Genomic DNA, 20,299 nt, shown 5'->3' on the forward strand with positions numbered 1-20,299 from the left:
CGCCGGTATCGCGGCCACCGATGATCAGTTCTGCCAGACCTTCCGGTGCATCGCTGCCGAAACGCTGTACCGCACGCATAAATAAAGCGTGGGTTGCAATCGCGGTCAGCGGTGTTTTTTCAGATGGTTTCCAGACCACGCTGTCGCCGCAGACAAAGGCCAGTGCCGCATTCCAGGCCCAGACTGCCACCGGGAAGTTAAACGCAGAAATCACGCCGACCACACCTACCGGATGCCATTGTTCCATCATGCGGTGACCCGGACGTTCAGAGGCAATTGTCAGACCATATAACTGGCGGGATAGACCGACCGCGAAGTCGCAGATATCGATCATTTCCTGCACTTCGCCCAGACCTTCCTGCAGAATTTTGCCGGCTTCGAGGGTGACCAGTTCACCGAGCGCCTGTTTATGCTGACGCAGCTCTTCGCCGAACAAACGGATCAGTTCGCCACGGCGCGGTGCCGGTACGGTGCGCCATTGCAGGAAAGCCTGCTGCGCACGGCTGATGCGTTCGGTCACTTGCGCTGGTGTATCGGCGCGCAGACTGGCCATGGTAGTGCCGGAAATCGGGGAAATGCTCTGGATGTCGGTGCCGGAACAGGAATGCAGGTCGGCACCCATTTGCGCCAGCAGGCTGGCTGCCTGCGCTGTGGTGGCTGAAAAAGTCGTCATGTTTGCTGATACGGAAAAGTACCGGCAGTCAGATTGCCGGAATGAGGAAATCTGCCGATAGTAGGCAAGACGCGCCGGCACAGATAGGCGCTAATTCCGAATGAATATTGACGATTTCAGCACAGCAAAAAGCACTGCCGGAAGCTTAAGTATCGTCCGGCAATTCTGCATCCTGTGAGGGTACAGCAGTTTTTTTTGTATCCGGCAGACGCCCGCGTTTCGCCAGTGCTTCGCGCAACAGGTATTCCACCTGCGCATTCACACTGCGTAACTCCTGCGCTGCCAGCCTTTCGATTTCCTGCCATAACTGCGGATCTATCCGCAGCGGGAAGGATTTTTTATTCGGACTAGCCATAACGATTTCCTGCGATACCGGCATCTGGTCCGGTACGAGCCTGCAACAAACTATACCAGTGACCGGGTTGCTGACTGCCCAGACGCAGCGTCTTACCGTTTTTCAGATGCAGACGTATGGCCTGCGTACCAGTCACGTTGTACAACATACCGGTGGTGGTGTAGCGGATACCCCAGCCTTCTATCCATACAGATTTCGTGACTTCCACACGGCGAATATCAGTCAACGGAATACGCCAGCCGGGAAAACTGATCCAGGTGTAACGCCAGCGCAATTCACGTGTTGTCAGCGTGATGGTCATGCGGTGCATCAGCAGCAAAACAATGATGACCAATGCGGACGTCAGCAATACTACGGATTTTTCATGCAGATTCGCCTGTTCACCGATTTGCTGCCACAGCACCAGATCCGCTGTGACGATTACCGCAATGATCCATAAAAACCAGATCGCGGTCTGCTGCTCTTCATAAACAATCTCATCCATGATGTCACCTGTGCACCAGCAGATCAGTTATACAGCGTACCGGCATTCACTACAGGCTGGGTATCACGTTCACTGCACAATACCACCAGCAGATTGCTGACCATGGCCGCCTTGCGCTCATCATCGAGTTCGACAATCTGGCGTTCGGACAAGCCCTGCAATGCACCTTCCACCATGCTGACCGCACCCTGCACAATTTTCTTACGGGCGCTGATAATCGCTTCAGCCTGCTGGCGGCGTAACATCACCTGAGCAATTTCCGGTGCATAAGCCAGATGGGTCAGTTTGGCATCTTCCACCTGAATACCGGCAGCAGAAAAGCGGTCATGTAATTCCTGTTTCATTGCATTCACTACCACATCCATACCGGCACGCAGTGTCACTTCGCCGTCCACCAGATCATCCCCTTCGTCATAGGCATACTGCGTTGCCAGATGACGCAGCGCAGCTTCTGCCTGCACCGAAACAAAGCGCTCAAAATCATCGACGTTATAGATTGCCAGTGCCGTATCGTTGACGCGCCAGACGATCGCCGCACCGATTTCCACCGGATTGCCGCGCTTGTCATTCACCTTCAGCGGCGGTGTGTTCAGCGTGCGGGCGCGCAGACTGAGTTTGCGTTTGCTGAGAAAAGGATTCACCCAGCGCAGCCCCTGGCTGCGGTCTGTACCTTTGTAGTCACCAAACAGACTCAGCAAAGCAGCTTCATTCGGCTGCAGCATATAGAAACCACTGAACAGCAAAGACCCGACGGTAATCGCCAGAATTTTCAGCAGGATGCTGTAACCCGGCATCGCCCCACCCCAGATCAGACCGGCAATGCCGAATGCGATCAGCAGGAAAGCGATGGCCAGAATCAGATAACCACTGGCGGAAGAACGGGATATTTCTCTGATATTTGTACTGCGCATAGAAACTTCGTTTGACGTTGTCATGTTTGCCCCTTATACGATCTCACGATGAAATCAAAGTGATATCACTTTAGGAGTTTCATTACGAAAATGCAAGGAATTTATTGTAGGATCTCAGAGTTACTGATAAATGTCTCATTGAGATGAAAAACGTTTCTCGGAGTTAGTGAAAATTTCCTTCAATGAGTTATTGAATAGAAAAATGGGCGACAAACGGAATAGTCCATTTGTCGCCCATTTTTCTATTTTCTTCATTTTAATTATTGTAACTGTCGTGCATTTATTTCAAAGAAACGAATAATTTTGAATCAATAGAAAGTGTTAAAAATATCAATCGAATTGATAGCCGTGTTGTTGGAAAAAGCTAGGATCTGCTGGCTTTTCACCGAAATACCATAAAAAAACACTGACAATGGCGACAGTAATCTAATATGTATTTTTTAAATTATCAAACGGTGTTGTCAGCACCTGATATTGTTTTAAACGAGCAAAAGCATTTGCATCTAATTGACGGTAGCTATAGTTTTGTTAAGTTTAAGTTAATGATGTTCTGCGAACAATTTAGCAAGGCGAGCTTTTTCTTTACGCACTGACCGTTGAGTTTCGAAAACAGACGCCACTTCTTTGCAATAATTATCCGTTGCAATTTTTCCATTAGCGAAACAAGAATCAGAAATTTTTTGTAGTTGCTCGTAACTCAACTTCTCAACAGGTTCTCTTGCCGGTTCGCAAGCAATTAGAAGGAAGACGATTGAGCAGAAGCCAATCCAGTTCTTTATAGCCATATTTAGGTCCAATTTTTTTCTGATTGCCAAGTCATCGCAACCATTGAAATGATGACAATAATTAGTAAGCACGCGTTGATTTTCACAAAATTACCAATATATTGTGAAGACTTAATATTAACCGAAGAACACTATTTCTCCCAACATATTGGGAGAAATGTTTGGATCCAGCGGTCGTTTTTGGTTATGTGTTGCGACGCCTACGTAAGGAGGCAAAATTGTCGCAAGAGCAACTCGCGTTGGAAGCCGACGTGGAACGAAATTTTGTTAGCTTAATTGAGCGTGGAGTTAATCAACCAACGATTCGTATTATGTTTAAGCTAGCAAAAGCATTAGGAACGTCTCCCTCAAAAATGCTAATCGATGTTGAGTCTGAATTGAATCCCTCAAAAACACCTAACCAAGAGTAAAGTTTAGCGTTTATTCTCAAATTACAGCGAAGCTTTGGCGGGGGGAGTGAGTCAGCTGAGTGTGCCGGGGAGTTATATCTATGCCAATGGATATCGACTGAACATTCGTAAATTCGCAGTCAGCCACTTTGCCTCAAAACTTAAGCGCCATTCCACACAGGATAAGGTAAATCTTTTACCAACTTATCTTCGACAAGGAATGCAAGGCTATAACGAGCGCGGGTGATCGCTACGTAAAGCTTGTTCCGTGACTCATCTGTTTTATCTTTCTCGAAAACTTTTGCGTCACCACCTATAAATTTTAGATGTTTATCCGACAGGATTACGAGCACTCGGTCAAAACCAAGACCCTTGCAAGATCCGAACGTGTAACAGATAAGGTTACTTGGGAGGTACCTACTACCAGTGGTAGACGACCAGCGGAGAACTTGAGGCTGAAAGGTGGCTAGATAATCGGTTAGCTGGGATTGTTTTACAATGAACGCTCCACAGTGATGTGCGATCTCTTCAGGAATTTTCTCAACTCCCGATATCGTCTTGTCATACAGTTCAGCATGAATCTTATCGGATAAGTCGCAGATTTCCTGGATACACCTGCGATTTCGGGGCATGGAATTCTTTTTGAACTTCATCTTATCGACAAAGTAATCAATTTTCTGCTGAGGTGTTTGCGGGGCCTTATGGCCAAATGTCGTGGTGTAAATAGTTTGCCGAAAATCCCCTACACAACAGATCGAATTGATCATCACCTTGTTGATAGATTCGAGCACGTCGTAATCCCAGCCGACCAAATCCTGTACTTCATCAAAAAAAACTCTTTGATAAATCTCATTCAACCGTTTAGCAGGAGCGCCTTTAGATCGCTTCGAAATAAGCGTTGCAAGCTTTGCCAACAATCCGGAGTAAGCCTTGGTTTTGCAGGGAGTGAGATAATGCAGCGGATTTATCGCTCCGCCTACCGATTTTTCAGCTCTACCTTTAATATAAATTGTTGTACCTGGTATCAAGTGAGGATTGTTCTCAGTGAACGAGATGGTCGTTATCCGATCGGGAAACACCTCGCTCTGATAGGGGCGCACCATGTCTTCAAGGTAAAAAGAGAACAGTCCTTTAACGACGAAATACTCGCTACAGGTACCATAGAGTTCGACAAATCGGGCGCGCAGCTCCGCTTGATTGTTCATAGTATAAGTAACTACCAGCACTCGCCCACCGCCCTTGATAACCTCAATGGCGTCCGTAATGATCTTGTGCGTTTTGCCTGACCCAGCGCCCGCAAGCCAAAGTTCGTTAGGCAAAATCGAGTACCTCGTCCAAGAAGAGGGGATACTTAAAGTCCAGCATGCCATCGAAAAGTTTGACCGCCGAATCGACCTTTCGAGCACCTTTACCGTTGCCCGTGACGCTTTTAAACCACTCGATCAAATAGTCTCTTCTATCTTCCAAGGTCACTTTAGCTTCGTACAGCTTATAGGTCGCAGTAGACAGTACTTCCTTTGCAAAGGCATCAAGTGACTTGAGATCGATCGCGTTGGCATAAATCATCGCCGGTTCAAGAGAAAAAGCCGCGTTGTTATCTGATGAAAACAGTTTAACGTTAGGAAACGCCGCATACTCCAATCGTGCTTCAACTATGTTGTTATGATAATCACCATCATTGTCTCTGAGTACATGGATCTTGGTACCGATCTCTTTGCCCACCGCTATAAACGTCTCGAACCCCACACCGCGCACTACTATGATGTCAATTCCGTCCTCTTCAGGCAGTTTGTTATGTTTTCGATGGTATATTTTTTTGAGCACCAGCTCGTCTGATGGCCCTTCAACCAAAATCACCTTGCCCGACAGCGCCACCCGAAGGGTGTCGTAGCCAGGGAGGCGTTTAAGGGTTTTAACCACTTTTGGTTCTAGCGTGTGTAGCCTCTTGTATCTTGATTGCACAAGGCAAATTTTGTCGACGCTAAGCTTGTTTAGCACATATGAACTGTGGGTGGTTAGGAACAGCTGCTTATTAGCGCGCCGGTTCTCAATGTAGTGCACCAATTTGTTCAGATTAATGTGGGACAGGTGGTTTTCGGGCTCCTCCATCATTACCAGATCAATATCGTGAGATTTGTTCTGGATCGCCAGCTTGATCTGTATATTGCTTTGCTCGCCTTTGCCGATGAAGTGAAATGGCACATCATCGACTTCCAGTTGCAGTCCGGTCTGTATAGAGCCTGCTGATAGTGTACTTGCTGCAATAGTGAGTTTGCGATCAGTGACGAGGTGCTCAGCATCGAGGTCGGCGTTAACCGCTTTGACCTCTCCCGCGTTGTTAAACACCTGCCGGCTTTCACGAAAATTGATAGTCAACTTGAGCAAATCTTCCTTCTCAAGTGCAGTGTTGAGGATGCTCGAAATGTACTGATTCTTGCCCATCGTTGGGTGGATGCGTGTGGGGTCGATGTACAGAGCGTTGAACTTTTTAGAGATCGGCTTTATTTGGTTCCAGCCAAAATCAAGCCAGTCTAGCTTGTAGAACTCAATAGGAATGCTGGTTAAGTTAGGCTCGGTCAGCAGGTAGCTCTCGTACACCGCTTCCAGCGACGCATCGAAACAGGCCTTTACCATGACGCCCTGAGCGTCCACCTTGCGACTATTATTCGCCCCTCTGTAGTCAGGTACACCATCAATATAGGCCTCGATGATCAGACTGGGAAGGTGCTTCGAGGTCTTGTCGCTGGCGAGGAACACTTTGACGGCATCCTGATTGAAAAGATCAGATGAGAATTCACTATTAAAGGGGCGGCCGCGATGATTGTAATTGAGCACAATTTCTAATGCTTCTAGGATCGTGCTTTTGCCAGCATTGTTATCACCGACGAAAATATTGACGTCGTCATTGAACTCAAGAAATTCGTCGCGAAATTTTTTGAAGTTGATTAGCTTGATTGATTTAACCTTCACTTTAATATCCTCTATCACCGTGCAAACTTTAAAGGTGCTGCTCAACTTCAAACAGCACACGTTCAGCGTCACCAGTTTTGCTGTCTATTGGCACTCTAACAGGCAGCAAGACTAGGAAGCCGGTGACTTTTTCGAATCCATTTCGTAGATCAAGAAACGCGCAATTAAAGTGATTGATGATGACACATCGCTGTCAATAACCATGTCAAGAAATGCTCGGGTATGTGTCGGATGTAACGTTAAGCGCCCAATTAGGAAAGCAATTAGGTATTCCATGAGTGCATGACCAGCTCCATGCTTAGTAGCCCCTACCTCTCCTAGTAAAAATGCAAGCATACGTTCGCTAACCTTATCATCACAATTGCCATAGGCAATTTCACCTTCTCGGGCCGCCCGAAGGAAGGCTGCTTGAAGAACGCCGTCGCTAAATCGTTGAAAACTTTCTGGGGAAATTACGGTGCGCTCGTAGGTTCTGTACACAAGCTTAGGCTTTTTCGGTACTCCTTGGCGATACTTGTGAAGCAAGGTTGCAACGATGGCGAATACGTCGGATTGTGTGACGATTCGCTGCCCATCTCGAGTCGGAATCATGGTGAAATCCGCACTCAAGCGTAATGCGTCACCAGATGATGCGGACCAGAAAAGGTTGTCTGTCAGGCCTTCGGAAGGCGCAACACGCAACAGTTCGATGCGACTAATAATATCTTGTGACACGTTTACATCTTGCAAGTCGCACCAGTATGTCAGAGCATTTAGACGATCGTATTCAAGTTGCCAACTATGATTGAGAATGCAGGGCGGCAAGTTAATATTCATCACTGAGAGTAATGTAAATGTTTTTGGCCCTTGATCTCCAAAAGTTAGATTTGACTCTATTCGTTTGCGCTCTTCATCAGAACTCGCGCGAAAGATTGGGCTAACGTAGGTGATACTACCTCCAGGCTGCACAGTACGCAGGTCACGACTTATATTCATTAATTCATACGTATCATCCATGCATCCTGACACCACTAGCGTGGCTGATTCTGCGTTTTGAGGCGCTGGTAATAATTCCTGTGACGATTTAATTTGTGCGGTGGCTTTCACGTCAGGCGGTAGTAAGTTGTGAGCTAACTTTGCAATAGCATTTGCGCCGGGATATGCCGTTGGCACGATTCGGTGTAAATGCACCGGCATTCCTCGACGAACAAGGCGTTCTGTGCGCTGGTTAATATCTTGTACGCGTTGCTGCCCGTCAGGATCGCTGGATTTACCTGTAAGTATGCTTTCTATATCAAGATAGAGTTCGAATTGCCGATTTCCTACGGCTCGAAATACTCTGAACACACCGGTACTGACTAATCGATCTAATAAGGATCGCGATGCCTCGTCAAAATCAGCCAATGCTACCGTTATTTCCTCTACTTTGGCTGGCTCAGTTCGGAATTGATCACCTACGATTGGTATAGCATAGGAATGCTTCACACACTCAGGACAGGAGGCCGCTTTATAATTTTCTATGTCTGGGAGACCGTTGAAGAGAATAGACTTCTCTTCATTTAAATGACATATTACCGTTCCGGGTGTTTCGATCCCTAAGAAAAACAGTGTAAAAATGTTCTTCGGTTTGGCTCCCTTTGCGATTAATTTATTTGCTAAGCTACCTGAAGTTGATGCAGATATCAGGAATACTGTGTTCTCTGCGTCAGAAACGACGAGTGAATCTAGTCCACCATACGATGCATGAGACTCGATCATCGGTAGCGATGCCGCAACGTCTTGCCGTACACGTTCATATGCAATTGCATATGCGATCGATGCAATTCCAGATGTATCCACAATCAATCTGTTTATTTTGAAAGATCGAAGTAGGGGAAGCAACCAGAAGGTCAATTGGTGACTTACGCCACTATTTTCCAGCACATTTGCCGCCCGCAAGAACTGCAGCGAATGTGTTCCCGACGGTTTCGTAAAGTGAGTCCCACGTCCAGCAGTTACTAGTCCGCCATTATTGGCGAACGCTTCGAAGAGTGAAAAACGCTGCTCTAATTGAGCTATGTCTGACTCACTTGGAGAACTACCTAGCAATGTTTCTACTAAGAAATTTTCGCCTTCTTTTTGTGACCACGTTATAAACACTACTTGTTTTTCGATATTTTGTAGCGTTTTTTTAAGACGAGAGCGTATGACGGCTGATTCACTGTTAAATATATTACGGACATGCTTAATCGGTTCAATTGCACCATGGAAATGCACTCGATCTAGTGAACCATTGGATGTCAGCAATGGCGCAATTACCTCGTCTAGGTCTTCTTCACAAAAGGAAACAGGATGTAAAAAAACTGACAGGATATTGATTGGTAAATTATTTGGACCTTTGCGAACATATGTGCATGTGGAAAACGGACTCATAAGTTGTCGCCCAAAGGTATAAGAACGGAGACATGAGCACCCAACATATCTGGATAGTCCTCCGAGATCTTCCGTGTTATTCCCCGGCGCCAGTCCATCATGCGTTCAGCGGGCGCGTTAATATCAGACTGCAAGAACATATCGCCATACCATGCAAAATCACGATATACATGTACCCGATTTGTACGAACACGGATAAATCCCTTCAATTCACGTAAATCGCGCAAGACTTTCCATAAACCGAATCCTCGACTTTCGTCTCCAGTCGAGGATCTCCCAGTGCTGAAACAGCCCAAAACTGCATCGAATTGCTCTTGAACAGAAGCTTGCTCAAATCCATTTTTCAAATATGTTGCAGCAAATCCTGGGCCTGTATCAAAAACAGATAGTTCTAATAAACCAAGAAATTTTCGATCAGACGTAGGCGCTAGTCGATGAACATTATTTTGTGATCTTGGTAGAAGGAAGTACGATGCATAGCGCTCAGCCTGATTAATATCCGGTAAAACTTCGTTACCGGCCTTGTCCTTTTGAATTGGCGGCGCAGAGTAGGCTAGTTGTCCAGGAGAATAAAACCGGGCGTATGGGCCGCGAATTGAAAGTGGTAAAGGTTGTTTATCAACAGTGGTTCGAGCATGATCATGTGTATTCTTGAACAGTTCGTGCAATATTGTGGTTAATCGATCACGATGATTTGTGATTGCACCACGAATATTTTCTTCCGCGGTAACTGCCTTAATGAGTTGGTCAACCAGGTTTGAGAACTGATCTCGATTGGCAACTCGCAATATTGTGGACGGGGGATAAAGTTGATTTGGAAGCCCGATCACAGCTGGCACATTATCTAAACAAAGAAGTGCAGCCTGATCATGCACGTTTAAGTCTGGCCAGGTACGTTGCTGCTTAAAATAAGCATCTTTATATTTTGCCAATGCAATTTTGGGTACATTACCTAGCGATTCTTCTGAAAGCAACCCAAGTAGAGATCCGGGTAACGTGTCGGAGATTCGTTTTAACATATCAACAGGAAGTTCGTTCGCTATAGGCTCTATATGAATGCGCCCTCCTAACCCACGTGTCCAAGTGACTAACCATTGAACAGTCGATGATTCAGCAAGTAGTTTATTTGTATTTTTCCGTATTTTTTGTGAATCAAAGAGTAGGGTTCTATCCGAAGAGTCAGGTGGGGCGATAAGTCTAGCCTCCATATCCTCAAGCGAAGTCGGAAAAGCGTGCATGTGAGGCAATTCCTTATATTTAGAGAGTGTGCTAAGTCTTTCAAATCAAGAGGAGGTATGTTGCCAGTATTGTGACAACAAATGCAAGGATATTCGAAGAATATATTGCATCTCTCACAAGACCAAAGTGCATAAAATGGTACTTAATTGCCTTATGGTACGCAAATTGAATAGTTCTGAAATCAAATTATGTCCATTATTTATGTTGGATTTCATCACTAAAAAAATCACTAAAAAACTATGCAAGTATTTGATTATAAATATTTTTTCGCAATTTTATTCGAATAAGTATAAAATTCAGGACAATAACTTTTTCTTAAAAATCGAGAAAATGACCCCGTTTTCAGTTTTCATTCAAGATTTATGTCGCTCCCGTCAGATGCGCCAAAAAGAACTCGCTTACTTGATCGGGGTTGATCCATCGTATTTGAGCGCGCTTGCTGGTGGACGTAAAGGAATACCTGGAATTGCAATCGTCAGCAAATTGGAAGAGGCTGCAAAATTAACGAATGAAGAGAAAATTGCTCTGCAAGAGTCGATAAAATTTTCGAAAATGCGCTACAGCATGCCGGTACAAGCGGACCCGCGTGTGTACGAAATGGTTTGGAAGATATTTGATTCAGTCAGTCACCTAAAACCAGCACAGATCAACGCCATTAGTGAGGTCTTAAAGCTATAAGGCAATAGGAAGTATTTTGAATATAAATAGGAGAAAAACAAACAGGACAAACTTTTAAAGGCTTGTCCCGCTCGAGTGGAATAACTGACGTTACCCCGATCCACAAATCTAGTATCGTCCTCTTCTACTCCGCGGTCAAGCCCCTTAATCAATCTCAATCGACAATTTGCGTTTCGTAATGACCAAGTTTGGGTTCATTTACTGACGCAAAAGGGGAACTTATGTCTGCAATAATAGTATCGCAATGGAAAACGTCCACTGCGATTGGGCTGCCTATCGCCCCAAAAAAATCAAAATCGTTAACTCCAATTCGTGCACGAGAACCTGTCAACAATTCATTTGGTCGCGTGCGCGGGAAATTTCCTTCACGAAAAATGAATCGTATGATTCATTGGGAAAGCCAATTAGAGCGAGATGCGATCCTCATTTTCGAGTTTTCGCATGGTGTATCTGCATATCGCGAACAACCTCATACGATTAATCATTTTTTGAATGAAAGAAGTCACCGCTATACCCCTGATTTCGAATTGATTTTAAAATCAAACGAAGTGCAATATGTAGAAATTAAGCCAGCCGAGAAGCTACTGGATCCAGTTGAACGCGTAAGGTTTAAAAATATTGAACGTCATTATTTCCGATATGGATTTACTTTCTGGATTTTTCAGGATCATCAGATTAGGCAAGCTGAATTACTCGTAAATCTGGGACTAATGGCGAAATATCGTGGCATGCCATTTTCACTTTTTGAACGGCGTCAACTTATCGAGAAACTCTCGAAAACACCCCAAACTACTTTCAAGAAAGTTACGGCACTGCTTGGCGATCCGCGCACAACATGGCGGTTAATTGCAGAGCAAATCTTATTTTGCGACTTACGAAAAATCGTCAATGAAGATACCAAGTTAAACATACAACCAAAGGAAAATTTCGATCATGAATTATTCTTTTAAGGTTGGTACGACTATCTCCATTAAGAATGTAAATTTCCTTATTCGTCGTATGTTATCGGAAGGTCGAGTACAACTAGAGAGCTATGTCGACGGGACTCTAACAAACACAACGTTAAATGAGCTACTGGGAAAATACGAGCAGAAATTACTCATATTCGTTGACACATCAGAAAATAAAAAAACAGAAAAAATTACCGGAAGAGCGCTTTCCACATTTTCAGACGCTGTTCAACAAAAAGCGATTCGTAAAAAAAAGTATGTTGAATTTGTGACTAGTTGCGGTAGGTTTATTTCTACTCCAGAAAAGTTGCAACCACATATTAAAGCTTGTGCCGAAAAGTTAAAGGATGCAAATCCTCCATCATGTACCTCTGTTTATCGATGGTATCGGGCAATCATCACAAATCAAGGAGATTACCGAGCATTAATCGACCGATTCGATAAACGTGGTGGATCCGGAAGTCGACTGCGCCCGGAAATTCAGACGCTTTTGCAGCAATCTATTGAGAGAATTTATATGACCCAATTACGAGAGCCTGCATCAGAAGTGTATTTCGATCTTTTGCATAAAATTAATAAGGAAAACGAATTCCGTTCTAGCAGTGAGAAACTAAAAATGCCTAGTCGGGCAACGGTCTATCGTGCAATTGCAAGCCTAGATAAATTTGAGACTACGTGTGCAAGATATAGCCCCCGTATCGCAAAAATGAAATTTCGCTCAAGCGGAAATGGCCCAAATCCAACTCGCATCATGGAAAGAGTGGAAATTGATCACACGCCGCTAGATTTATTCGTATTTGATCGAGAAACAAATCTTCCCTTGGGACGTCCCACTGTTACTTTGGCAATCGATGTATTTTCAAAAATGCCTGTAGGGATTCACATAGGCTTTCAAGGAACATCAATTGAATCTGTTTTTGCGTGCCTGCGTAATGCAATTATGCCAAAGACATATTTGCGAGATAAGTTTAAAACCGTAGAATCTGATTGGCCTTGCTATGGAATTATTGAAAACTTAGTTTGCGATAATGGTAGTGAATTCCGGAGCATGGAACTTGAACGGGTAGCGTTGGAAATGGGTACTCATCTGATATTTTGCCCAAAACGTCAGCCATACTACAAAGGGACTATCGAACGTTTTTTAAAGACCGTAAATTTCAGTTTTTCGCGTATGTTGCCTGGAAGTAGTTTCGCACGTTGGTTTCATCGAGAGGATTATGACCCTCTAAAAGATGCAATAGTCGAGTTTGATCAGTTGGTTCAATATCTACACAAATGGATGCTTGATATTTATGCGCAGACGATACATCGTGGGATACGTGCAATTCCATACATAAAATGGAATGAAGGCATGTCGGCGTATCCTCCGGCTTTACTTAAAAACCCAGAGCGCCTTGACATCGCATTAGGGCGTACATCTCAACGTGTTCTTGGTAGCTATGGAATTGATCTTAACAATATTCGCTATAACGATTCAGCATTAGATGTTATTAGAAAACGTTATGGTCCTCGCGTCCAAGTAGATGTTCGCCATTATTTTGGCGATCTTTCATATGTGCACGTTATTGATCCAGCCACTCAGTCTGCGATATTGGTTCCCGCATTAGATCAAGATTACACACGAAATTTAAATCTCGTCCAACATGATCTTCTTTCCAAACATGTGCGCGAAAAAAATTCTGGCCAGGTAAATTTTAATGCACTAGCCAAAGCAAAAGCTGATCTTCGGGAAATCGTATATGAAATGGCGAGTAGTAAGTCGCAGCGTACCCGTCAAAAATCAGGAAAACTTAGGGGGATAGGTACGAATCAAAAAGACATAATGGGATCTGATGCCACTGCCATAGGTGAAATCAAAGAAAGTTCCGAACGTTTTTCATCTTCAATAGGCAGCGAGGATCTACCATCTATTGGGTCAATAAACATGCATGTTCTTGGCAAAAAGCGGAAGTGACTCAATGAAAGAATATCATGTAAATGATGATTTTTACGCGCACCTCAGGGAATGTGAAAATCATCTAATTCCTCATAAAAACTTCGCAAAGGTAGTAAAGCGGCTTGAATATGTAATGGAGGTATCTGTCCACGGAGCTGAATCTAGGCATACCCTTTTAGTTGGAGAGTCTGGAGCGGGAAAAACTTGGATCGCCCGTTATCTGCAATTTATCTACCCAGCCAATCGGCAAGATGGGAATATGGTGATGCCTATATTGTACGTAGAGACACCTGCGGTACCTACACTTAAGGGTCTGGCGGAAGCTATTCTAGTCTCTTTGGGCGATCCAATTTTTTATCGAGGAACAGCATCTGACAAACGCAGACGTGCGTTAGAGTTTATGCGCGAATGCAAAGTGCAATTGATCATTTTTGATGAGTTCCAGCATTTTTATGATCATGGACGTAATCAATCATTGCTGGCCGTGGCAGACTGGCTTAAATTGTTTATCGAAGATGCTAACCGCCCATGTTTGCTCATGGGATTGCCTCGTTGTGAAAATATTTTACATGTGAATGAACAACTTCGTCGTCGATTTTCAACTCGTCTTGAGCTTTCTGCATTCTCAATAGATTCTGAAAATGGAGAAATCGAATTTCGATCCCTTCTAAAAGAAATGGAAATCACTTTCTCGAAGAAAAAAACGTCTGGACTAGCAGAGGTCGACTTGGCTCGACGTATATATTTCGCATGCAATGGTTTAATTGGATATTTGAAGAAGCTGCTGATTGGCGCATTTGAAATAATGATTTCGGAGAATAAGATTTCATTAGATTGCCATTTATTAGAACAAGCTTTTGTTCAAGAAATATGGCGGGATGGTGTTGGAGTGCTTAATCCCTTCAACGATAAATTCAAATTCCGCCGCCTAAATCAACAGGGAGAACCATTTTCTGGCGATACGTCGACGTTTACGAAGCTCAATAGTAGGCGTAGATGACTTCATCTTTATTACTCCATTTATCGCCATTGCCTGGTGAGAGCGTTCGTGGGTTTCTACGGAGACTTGCGGATAAAAATTCATATGAACAGGTCACATGGCTTAAAGATGTCGCTGATTTGGAAGAATTTCTGCGTCCACTTGTCGGCGTCTCCTTACATGGTAGCGTTCCAAGTTGGACTCAACGTCTTCTGGGGGTCAAATCTCATACGATTGGGATCCGTCAAATTTATATCGTGAGCTCGACGTCTCGTTTTTGCCCCTTGTGTTTAGCAGAGGAAGCCATCTGGAAATGGGTGTGGGAATATTCTTTTTATGTATCTTGCTCGAAGCACCGTATGCAACTGCTCGGGAACTGCACGAAATGCGGGGAGGATGTTAAATGGACTAGACGAAGTTTATCCCAGTGTTTGTGTGGTGCCTCTTTTTCCCAAATGAGTTCTATGACTAGTGACGTAGAAACACACCGATTTTGTCAATTCATAGAAAAAAAATTGTTATCTTCCGCAGGACAATTCAGTAATCATCATTGTGGTGAGCACCAATATTCTATTTTAGAAAAAATCGATATCCTTGATATTGCAAATCTAATACTCATGCTTGGTAGCCATACCAATAAAAGTGCATCAACACCAACCCAGAGAAATTTTAGGCCATCAAATATAAAACACGCAAACGCATTAGTATTTGAAACTGCACACTTACTCAAGAAGTGGCCAACAGGATTCAAATCATTTTTAAAATTCTATTCTGGATTTACTGACAAAAATCCATTAATTTCGGCGTTACCAAAAGATTTTTTACGATTAGTTAGAATAATTCATGGCAATTTCAAACCAAAAAAATTTGATTTTTTAAGATCGGCATATACAGAATTTATGCGTAGCCACTGGCATGGTTCAAGTATTGCTCTTTGCAAAATATCAGAAGAGGATATTGAAATATCACGCTTCATTTCGAAAAAAAGTGTGATCGAAAAATTTCATATTCCAAGTGAGAAAATAGAAAATTTAATGCTTCACGGTATCCTAGTCGGTAGATTTGATAAGTCAGAAAATAGACCAGAGAGGATTTTTATAGAGCAAGACTCTGCAAAATTGGCCCGCAATTATATTGAAAACCAAATTACAAAAAAAAGTGCTGAAATTTTACTTGGTATATCCGAGGAAAGAGTCGATGAACTCGTTAACGCTGGGATAATTCACATTTTTCATAAGTTTGACAACAGTTCTTTGAGTCCCTATTTTTCATGTTTAGAAATCTCACAATTCGTAGAACATCTTTCGGTTTATCGACGTAGACGCACGGGCAGTGACGAAGAAATTTTCGGACATCGCATTTTGGAGTATTACGGCTTTTCGGATAGTGAATTCGTGAAATTCATATCTGATATCCTCGTCGGAAAATTGCCAACATTGGGGCATATTTCGTTTTATCGAGGAATTTCGGGATTAATTTTTAACACTGTAGATTTCAATAATTGGTGGAAAGAAACTCGTTCACCAATTTCCAAGTTCCTTAATTAAAATAGAAGTTTTCAGCTAGGTAATTTTGTGCAGAAATTTTCTTGGCTACTTATGTGTAGTAAACTGGAGGCGATTTATTTGTATTGTCTGATTTTATTGAGATCCTAATCAATTCCTTTTCAGGGGTAATCATTCGCAAACGACAACAATCCATCAACTACTTCCGATCAAGTGGGTTTTTTGAAAAAAATTTGTACCTAGATGACATTGGATGACCAATTCGCAGTCTCAGACGAGACACTCTATTTAGCCAATAACGCGTCGCCGGTAAGGGTTTTGCAATCGTTCATCACATCCCGCGCCGGATATTTGCTCGTAATTGTGTAAGATGTGCATTCATAGAAATACCTCGCTCGATCCTTTCACGCAATGAATGATAGCCAGGCCAGTAATTGCTTCCGTTCATATTACGATCCCAGATATCCTCCCACCACGTAGATTTTCTTTTGTTGAGAAACAGCCCAGGATTTGTGTTTCCTTTAACCAATACAAAAATATCTTCACGCGTCATTTCGTGTCCTACGATGGAAACTTTGTATCCATCCTCAGAACGGCGCTTATACAAGAACTCTAATGTAACGAAAAGAGACATCAAGTCGGCCTCACCAGTAGCACCAATCACCTCTGAAACATGAATTAGGGTATGGTAGATTCGAAAGTGATGGTGCTTGGATTTTTTCACAATATACAAACTACCTGCATCATCCGCTGCACGAATTAAATGCAGCTCTTCTAACTTATCTACTTCCCCATCCCAACTCAATAAACGATTTACCGCTTCGACCGGGTTTCTTGATAGTTCTTCGTGTGCCACTGGATAAATATGACCATCACCGTGCTGTAGCCATTTGGCTTCTACTCCAAATAGTTCGGCGATGCCCAAAAGATTGGTGAATGTCGGAGTTTTCTTACCAAGGAACCAGCCCTCAACTTCCAGTGCGTGATCTTCGCCAAGCATTTGAGCAACATGAGACGGACGAATCTTTTCATGGCGAACTAAATTGATTTGACCGAGAAGTTGATTCAATCGCGTGGGTATCTCGCCTGGCAAAGTTTCCTGATACTCCTTACTGCTAAACACTGCTCGAAGAGCATTTTCAAAGTCTTTTGCGAGCGAATCCCTAGCGGCCACTTTAACAGCATCACTTGCACCTTCTGGGCAAAAATATGTAATTGGATTACGTTGATGACGAAGATCAAATGGCATGTTCTCGCCGCTTGGTTCACCATATGCTGTGTTCATTACGCCAACAACACGCCCATGCCCAAGAACTTTGAGCGCCCATCCATATTCGATCAAGACGTTCGGATTTGGTGTTGGGCGTTGATCGCTTCGGGTACCAACGAAGGTTAGATCGGGGACAAAAACAGCGGCGGAATCTATTTTTCTAAAAATGGTTTCCACTATAGGCGGAGAGCCTGCAACATTCCTGGTGTCGCGGTCGAGTATCAAAGCTCCACCATCTCGATCGGGTTCAAACAAATTTATATCTTTTGAGATTTTTGAAATTGCTCGTTCGAGCGCTCTCTCTATAAGGTTTCGGCCAGTCAGCGAGTTTCGATCGGATTGCCATGAAAAAAAAATGGATGTTTTTGTCATCACTGAATAATTTGGTGTCAAAATTACATTATTTTTATTGTACTACGGCTATACTTGCTATGTGATTAAACGCTATACCGTACATCATTGAGCAACTGCCAGATTGGCTTCGGAATATCGCGATTACAACACAACCTGATAAGTCATATAACAACTTTTACAACTCACACTGCTTTTGACTGAGAATCGCCATATTCTGACATATCGAGTGTACTACGGACCTCTCCAGTTTCATTCAATATTGATGCCAATCGAACGGCAAGATCGATATATCCAAGTGTCGACTCAGATGTTGGTTCAAAGTTCGGCGTGTGAGATGCTTGATTTCGTAACTTCCTAAGATCATTGAACAAAGTGAGCTGTTCAACATTTAAGAGACCTGCTTTCTCAAGTCTTTGCTTAACTTCGTAAGGAAACATCACGCCATTATTAGCATTGACAGCACCAGATCGCTGCAACAAATTTTCGGCAGCGAATATTACCTCTCGCCAGGCCTCAATAATTGCTGATCGAGGATTTACTGAGGCGAGTTGATGAAGTTTTCTCAGTTGTGGCGACAATAAAGTTGCCTCTTTGGGTAACGGAATTTTCTGATTTGTCTCAAAGCGAATTTCTTGCACTTCTCTTTCGAATTCGGCTTCCAAGGGACCCGCCTTGAATTTCTTCAAAAATGGTATTAGCGCACCGATTTCTTTTTTTAGTAATAACACTAAGGAAATCGTTGTAACCGGCCAAGCTGCTGCTTCAACTATCTTTATAATAAAGGTAAGGGTATCCATGAAATATCACATTCTGCAATTATCTAAGGCAGATATTTTCCTCAGTTTCTATGAGAAAAAGTAGAGAATTTTCATTTCTTTTGAGAATTCGGTAATATTTAGATGTCTCATCAGCGTAAAAAAGTCCTGAAAAATCAAAGAGAGTAATTTTCAGCAACTCTGAGATCCTTCATTTATGTCAGGTTGCGTAAACCACGCACTGCATTGCGACTCAGCATTCTTACAGCATCGCTGTATTCGTGCTGCTCAGGCAGCGCATGTGCATCCGGCAATGCCGCCCGCTGAACAGCGCGGTGACGGAAATGCCAGCCCAGTGCATACAACGCAACGCCGAGTACACCAGCCATTATCAGCGTTGCAAACATTGCGGTACTGCCTGCATGGGTCAGCAGATAAGCACAGACCACAGCATTCAGTGCAGTCCCCAGACTGGCCAGCGTTTGCACGCCGTAATACGCGCCGCGCTGACTGGCCGGTGCAATCAGATCAATGAACAGATACTCACACGGAATCACAATGATTTCGCCGACTGAAAACACCACCGTCGCGAGTATCCAGCTGATCTGGCTGTCAGCCGCTGCATACGCGAGTAAGCCAGCCAGATAAAATCCCACCCCTGCTGTAATCCAGCGCAACAGATAACGGTTCTGAATCCGGCTGCCGACCAGATACTGCAGCGCTACCACCAGCACCGCATTCGTCACCAGCACGCTGGTAATGGTTCCGGCCGCCTGTTGCGCACCATACAAAGCAATCAGATACTGCGCCAGATAACCGGAAATAAAGCGTCCGAACACAAACGACGTCAGGATACTGGCCAGTGTGAATAACAACAGAATCCGGTCACTGCGCAAAGCCTGGAGAGTTTCCCGCAGACTGGTTTTAGCAACAACAGCTTCCGCAAGTTGCGGACTGGCCGCCTGACTGCGCTGCATCGCACTGTCACGCACGATCCAGCCTGCAGCCAGCACAAATATCGCTGCCAGCCAGAACGGCGCAGCGATCCAGTGCGCAAACAAGGCGGCTCCAATCAGCGGACCGATCGTGAAGCCGAGATTAATCATCAGGTAATTCATGGAAAATGCACGGGCGCGCAATTCGCCGGGCAGATAATCCGCCAGCAAGGCTTTCAGACTGACACTGCGCAATACCAGCGCCGCTTCAATCGCTGCCAGCGCCAGCACTGCAAAACCGGCATTCGGTGAGACGCTGAGCATCAGCACTGCTGCGGCTGCAATCAGACAGGCAATCGCCATCAGCCGGGTTTTCGCATAGCGGTCAGCCAGCATACCGGCCAGCGGGCCGGACAAGGTTGCGATCAGTGACGCGAAGCCAAGCATCCAGCCGATATGCGTTTGTGACAATTGCAAGGCCTGTGACAAATACAAAACCACCAGCGGCAAGGACACCGCACGCCCCATCACGAAAATCAGCGAACTGCCCAGCAGACGCGGCACCGGTGCCGGAAACGCCGGTATCCATTGCATCAGCCGCGATTGCCGCCATGCAGCTGTTGTCACGGCGGGAACTCCTGAACATCCACTCATATCACTCTCCTGATGTACTGATGATGAACTGACGAATCATTGCTGATTTACAGTATCCTCATAAAAGCTGCACATAAAAACGGATA

18 protein-coding genes and 1 pseudogene are annotated in these 20,299 nt (G+C 44.3%); 7 read left to right on the plus strand and 12 right to left on the minus strand.

All coding sequences use genetic code 11. From position 1 onward, the window contains the following. From KDM89_RS08125 to KDM89_RS08145, 5 genes are all read right to left on the minus strand, one after another. Nucleotides 1-622, minus strand: a 622-nt coding sequence (locus KDM89_RS08125; protein ID WP_212687678.1) for an aldehyde dehydrogenase family protein, incomplete at its 3' end; no start/stop codon positions are given. 196 nt (nucleotides 623-818) lie between these two features. Next, nucleotides 819-1,028, minus strand: a complete 210-nt coding sequence (locus KDM89_RS08130) for a type II toxin-antitoxin system antitoxin (RefSeq protein ID WP_212687454.1) — start codon at nucleotides 1,026-1,028, stop codon at nucleotides 819-821. Next, nucleotides 1,021-1,512: a hypothetical protein gene (locus tag KDM89_RS08135; RefSeq protein ID WP_212687455.1), complete on the minus strand. Its 492-nt coding sequence runs from the start codon at nucleotides 1,510-1,512 to the stop codon at nucleotides 1,021-1,023. Before KDM89_RS08135 ends, KDM89_RS08130 begins: the two co-directional genes overlap by 8 nt. A 23-nt stretch (nucleotides 1,513-1,535) precedes the next feature. Beyond that, nucleotides 1,536-2,447 carry an SPFH domain-containing protein gene (locus KDM89_RS08140; protein ID WP_230427751.1) on the minus strand — a complete coding sequence of 304 codons (912 nt, stop codon included), beginning with the start codon at nucleotides 2,445-2,447 and terminating at the stop codon, nucleotides 1,536-1,538. A gap of 515 nt (nucleotides 2,448-2,962) precedes the next feature. Next, complete coding sequence (locus tag KDM89_RS08145; RefSeq protein WP_212687456.1) at nucleotides 2,963-3,208, minus strand: hypothetical protein; 246 nt, start codon at nucleotides 3,206-3,208, stop codon at nucleotides 2,963-2,965. Nucleotides 3,209-3,369: 161 nt separating this feature from the next. On the opposite strand from KDM89_RS08145, the gene KDM89_RS08150 reads away from it, so the two are divergent. Beyond that, nucleotides 3,370-3,618, plus strand: a complete 249-nt coding sequence (locus KDM89_RS08150) for a helix-turn-helix domain-containing protein (RefSeq protein ID WP_230427752.1) — start codon at nucleotides 3,370-3,372, stop codon at nucleotides 3,616-3,618. A gap of 140 nt (nucleotides 3,619-3,758) precedes the next feature. Here the strand turns inward: KDM89_RS08150 and KDM89_RS08155 are convergent, their stop codons facing one another. The 4 genes from KDM89_RS08155 to KDM89_RS08170 all read right to left on the minus strand — a co-directional run bounded on the left by KDM89_RS08155 (nucleotide 3,759) and on the right by KDM89_RS08170 (nucleotide 10,196). Then, nucleotides 3,759-4,916, minus strand: a complete 1,158-nt coding sequence (locus KDM89_RS08155) for a UvrD-helicase domain-containing protein (RefSeq protein ID WP_212687457.1) — start codon at nucleotides 4,914-4,916, stop codon at nucleotides 3,759-3,761. Then, nucleotides 4,909-6,567, minus strand: a complete 1,659-nt coding sequence (locus KDM89_RS08160) for an ATP-dependent nuclease (RefSeq protein WP_212687458.1) — start codon at nucleotides 6,565-6,567, stop codon at nucleotides 4,909-4,911. The genes KDM89_RS08155 and KDM89_RS08160 overlap by 8 nt, the downstream gene beginning before the upstream one ends. 111 nt (nucleotides 6,568-6,678) lie before the next feature. Next, nucleotides 6,679-8,958, minus strand: coding sequence for a hypothetical protein (locus KDM89_RS08165; RefSeq protein WP_212687459.1), 2,280 nt, complete (start codon nucleotides 8,956-8,958; stop codon nucleotides 6,679-6,681). After that, a complete protein-coding gene (locus tag KDM89_RS08170; RefSeq protein ID WP_212687460.1) occupies nucleotides 8,955-10,196 on the minus strand; it encodes a hypothetical protein in 1,242 nt (413 codons plus the stop codon). The genes KDM89_RS08165 and KDM89_RS08170 overlap by 4 nt, the downstream gene beginning before the upstream one ends. Before the next feature lie 166 nt (nucleotides 10,197-10,362). Here KDM89_RS08170 and KDM89_RS08175 point away from each other — a divergent pair, with 166 nt between their 5' ends. The 6 genes and pseudogenes from KDM89_RS08175 (at nucleotide 10,363) to KDM89_RS08195 (ending at nucleotide 16,287) form a co-directional block, all read left to right on the plus strand. Then, nucleotides 10,363-10,875, plus strand: a complete 513-nt coding sequence (locus KDM89_RS08175) for a helix-turn-helix domain-containing protein (protein WP_212687461.1) — start codon at nucleotides 10,363-10,365, stop codon at nucleotides 10,873-10,875. A 221-nt stretch (nucleotides 10,876-11,096) separates the two neighbouring features. Then, nucleotides 11,097-11,825, plus strand: coding sequence for a TnsA endonuclease N-terminal domain-containing protein (locus KDM89_RS08180; protein ID WP_212687462.1), 729 nt, complete (start codon nucleotides 11,097-11,099; stop codon nucleotides 11,823-11,825). Further along, nucleotides 11,809-13,779 (plus strand): integrase catalytic domain-containing protein, encoded by a 1,971-nt coding sequence (locus KDM89_RS08185; RefSeq protein ID WP_212687463.1) that lies wholly within the window; start codon nucleotides 11,809-11,811, stop codon nucleotides 13,777-13,779. The genes KDM89_RS08180 and KDM89_RS08185 overlap by 17 nt, the downstream gene beginning before the upstream one ends. A gap of 4 nt (nucleotides 13,780-13,783) precedes the next feature. After that, complete coding sequence (locus KDM89_RS08190; protein ID WP_212687464.1) at nucleotides 13,784-14,761, plus strand: TniB family NTP-binding protein; 978 nt, start codon at nucleotides 13,784-13,786, stop codon at nucleotides 14,759-14,761. Then, nucleotides 14,758-15,096: pseudogene (locus KDM89_RS22965) on the plus strand (TniQ family protein); the annotation flags it as partial. The gene KDM89_RS08190 and the pseudogene KDM89_RS22965, both read left to right, overlap by 4 nt. Nucleotides 15,097-15,204: 108 nt before the next feature. After that, nucleotides 15,205-16,287, plus strand: a complete 1,083-nt coding sequence (locus tag KDM89_RS08195; protein WP_230427753.1) for a hypothetical protein — start codon at nucleotides 15,205-15,207, stop codon at nucleotides 16,285-16,287. 289 nt (nucleotides 16,288-16,576) lie between these two features. On the opposite strand, the gene KDM89_RS08200 is transcribed toward KDM89_RS08195, so the two are convergent. From KDM89_RS08200 to KDM89_RS08210, 3 genes are all read right to left on the minus strand, one after another. Beyond that, nucleotides 16,577-17,887, minus strand: coding sequence for a hypothetical protein (locus KDM89_RS08200; RefSeq protein ID WP_212687466.1), 1,311 nt, complete (start codon nucleotides 17,885-17,887; stop codon nucleotides 16,577-16,579). A 164-nt stretch (nucleotides 17,888-18,051) separates the two neighbouring features. Then, the gene (locus tag KDM89_RS08205; protein WP_212687467.1) at nucleotides 18,052-18,666 is read right to left on the minus strand and encodes a hypothetical protein; all 615 of its coding nucleotides are present in this window, start codon (nucleotides 18,664-18,666) and stop codon (nucleotides 18,052-18,054) included. Nucleotides 18,667-18,839: 173 nt separating this feature from the next. After that, nucleotides 18,840-20,213, minus strand: a complete 1,374-nt coding sequence (locus KDM89_RS08210) for an MFS transporter (protein ID WP_212687468.1) — start codon at nucleotides 20,211-20,213, stop codon at nucleotides 18,840-18,842. Nucleotides 20,214-20,299: the final 86 nt, after the last annotated feature.

The organism is Cognatundibacterium luofuense, from assembly GCF_018139685.1.
GTDB classification, from domain to species: domain Bacteria; phylum Pseudomonadota; class Gammaproteobacteria; order Burkholderiales; family Burkholderiaceae_D; genus Undibacterium; species Undibacterium luofuense.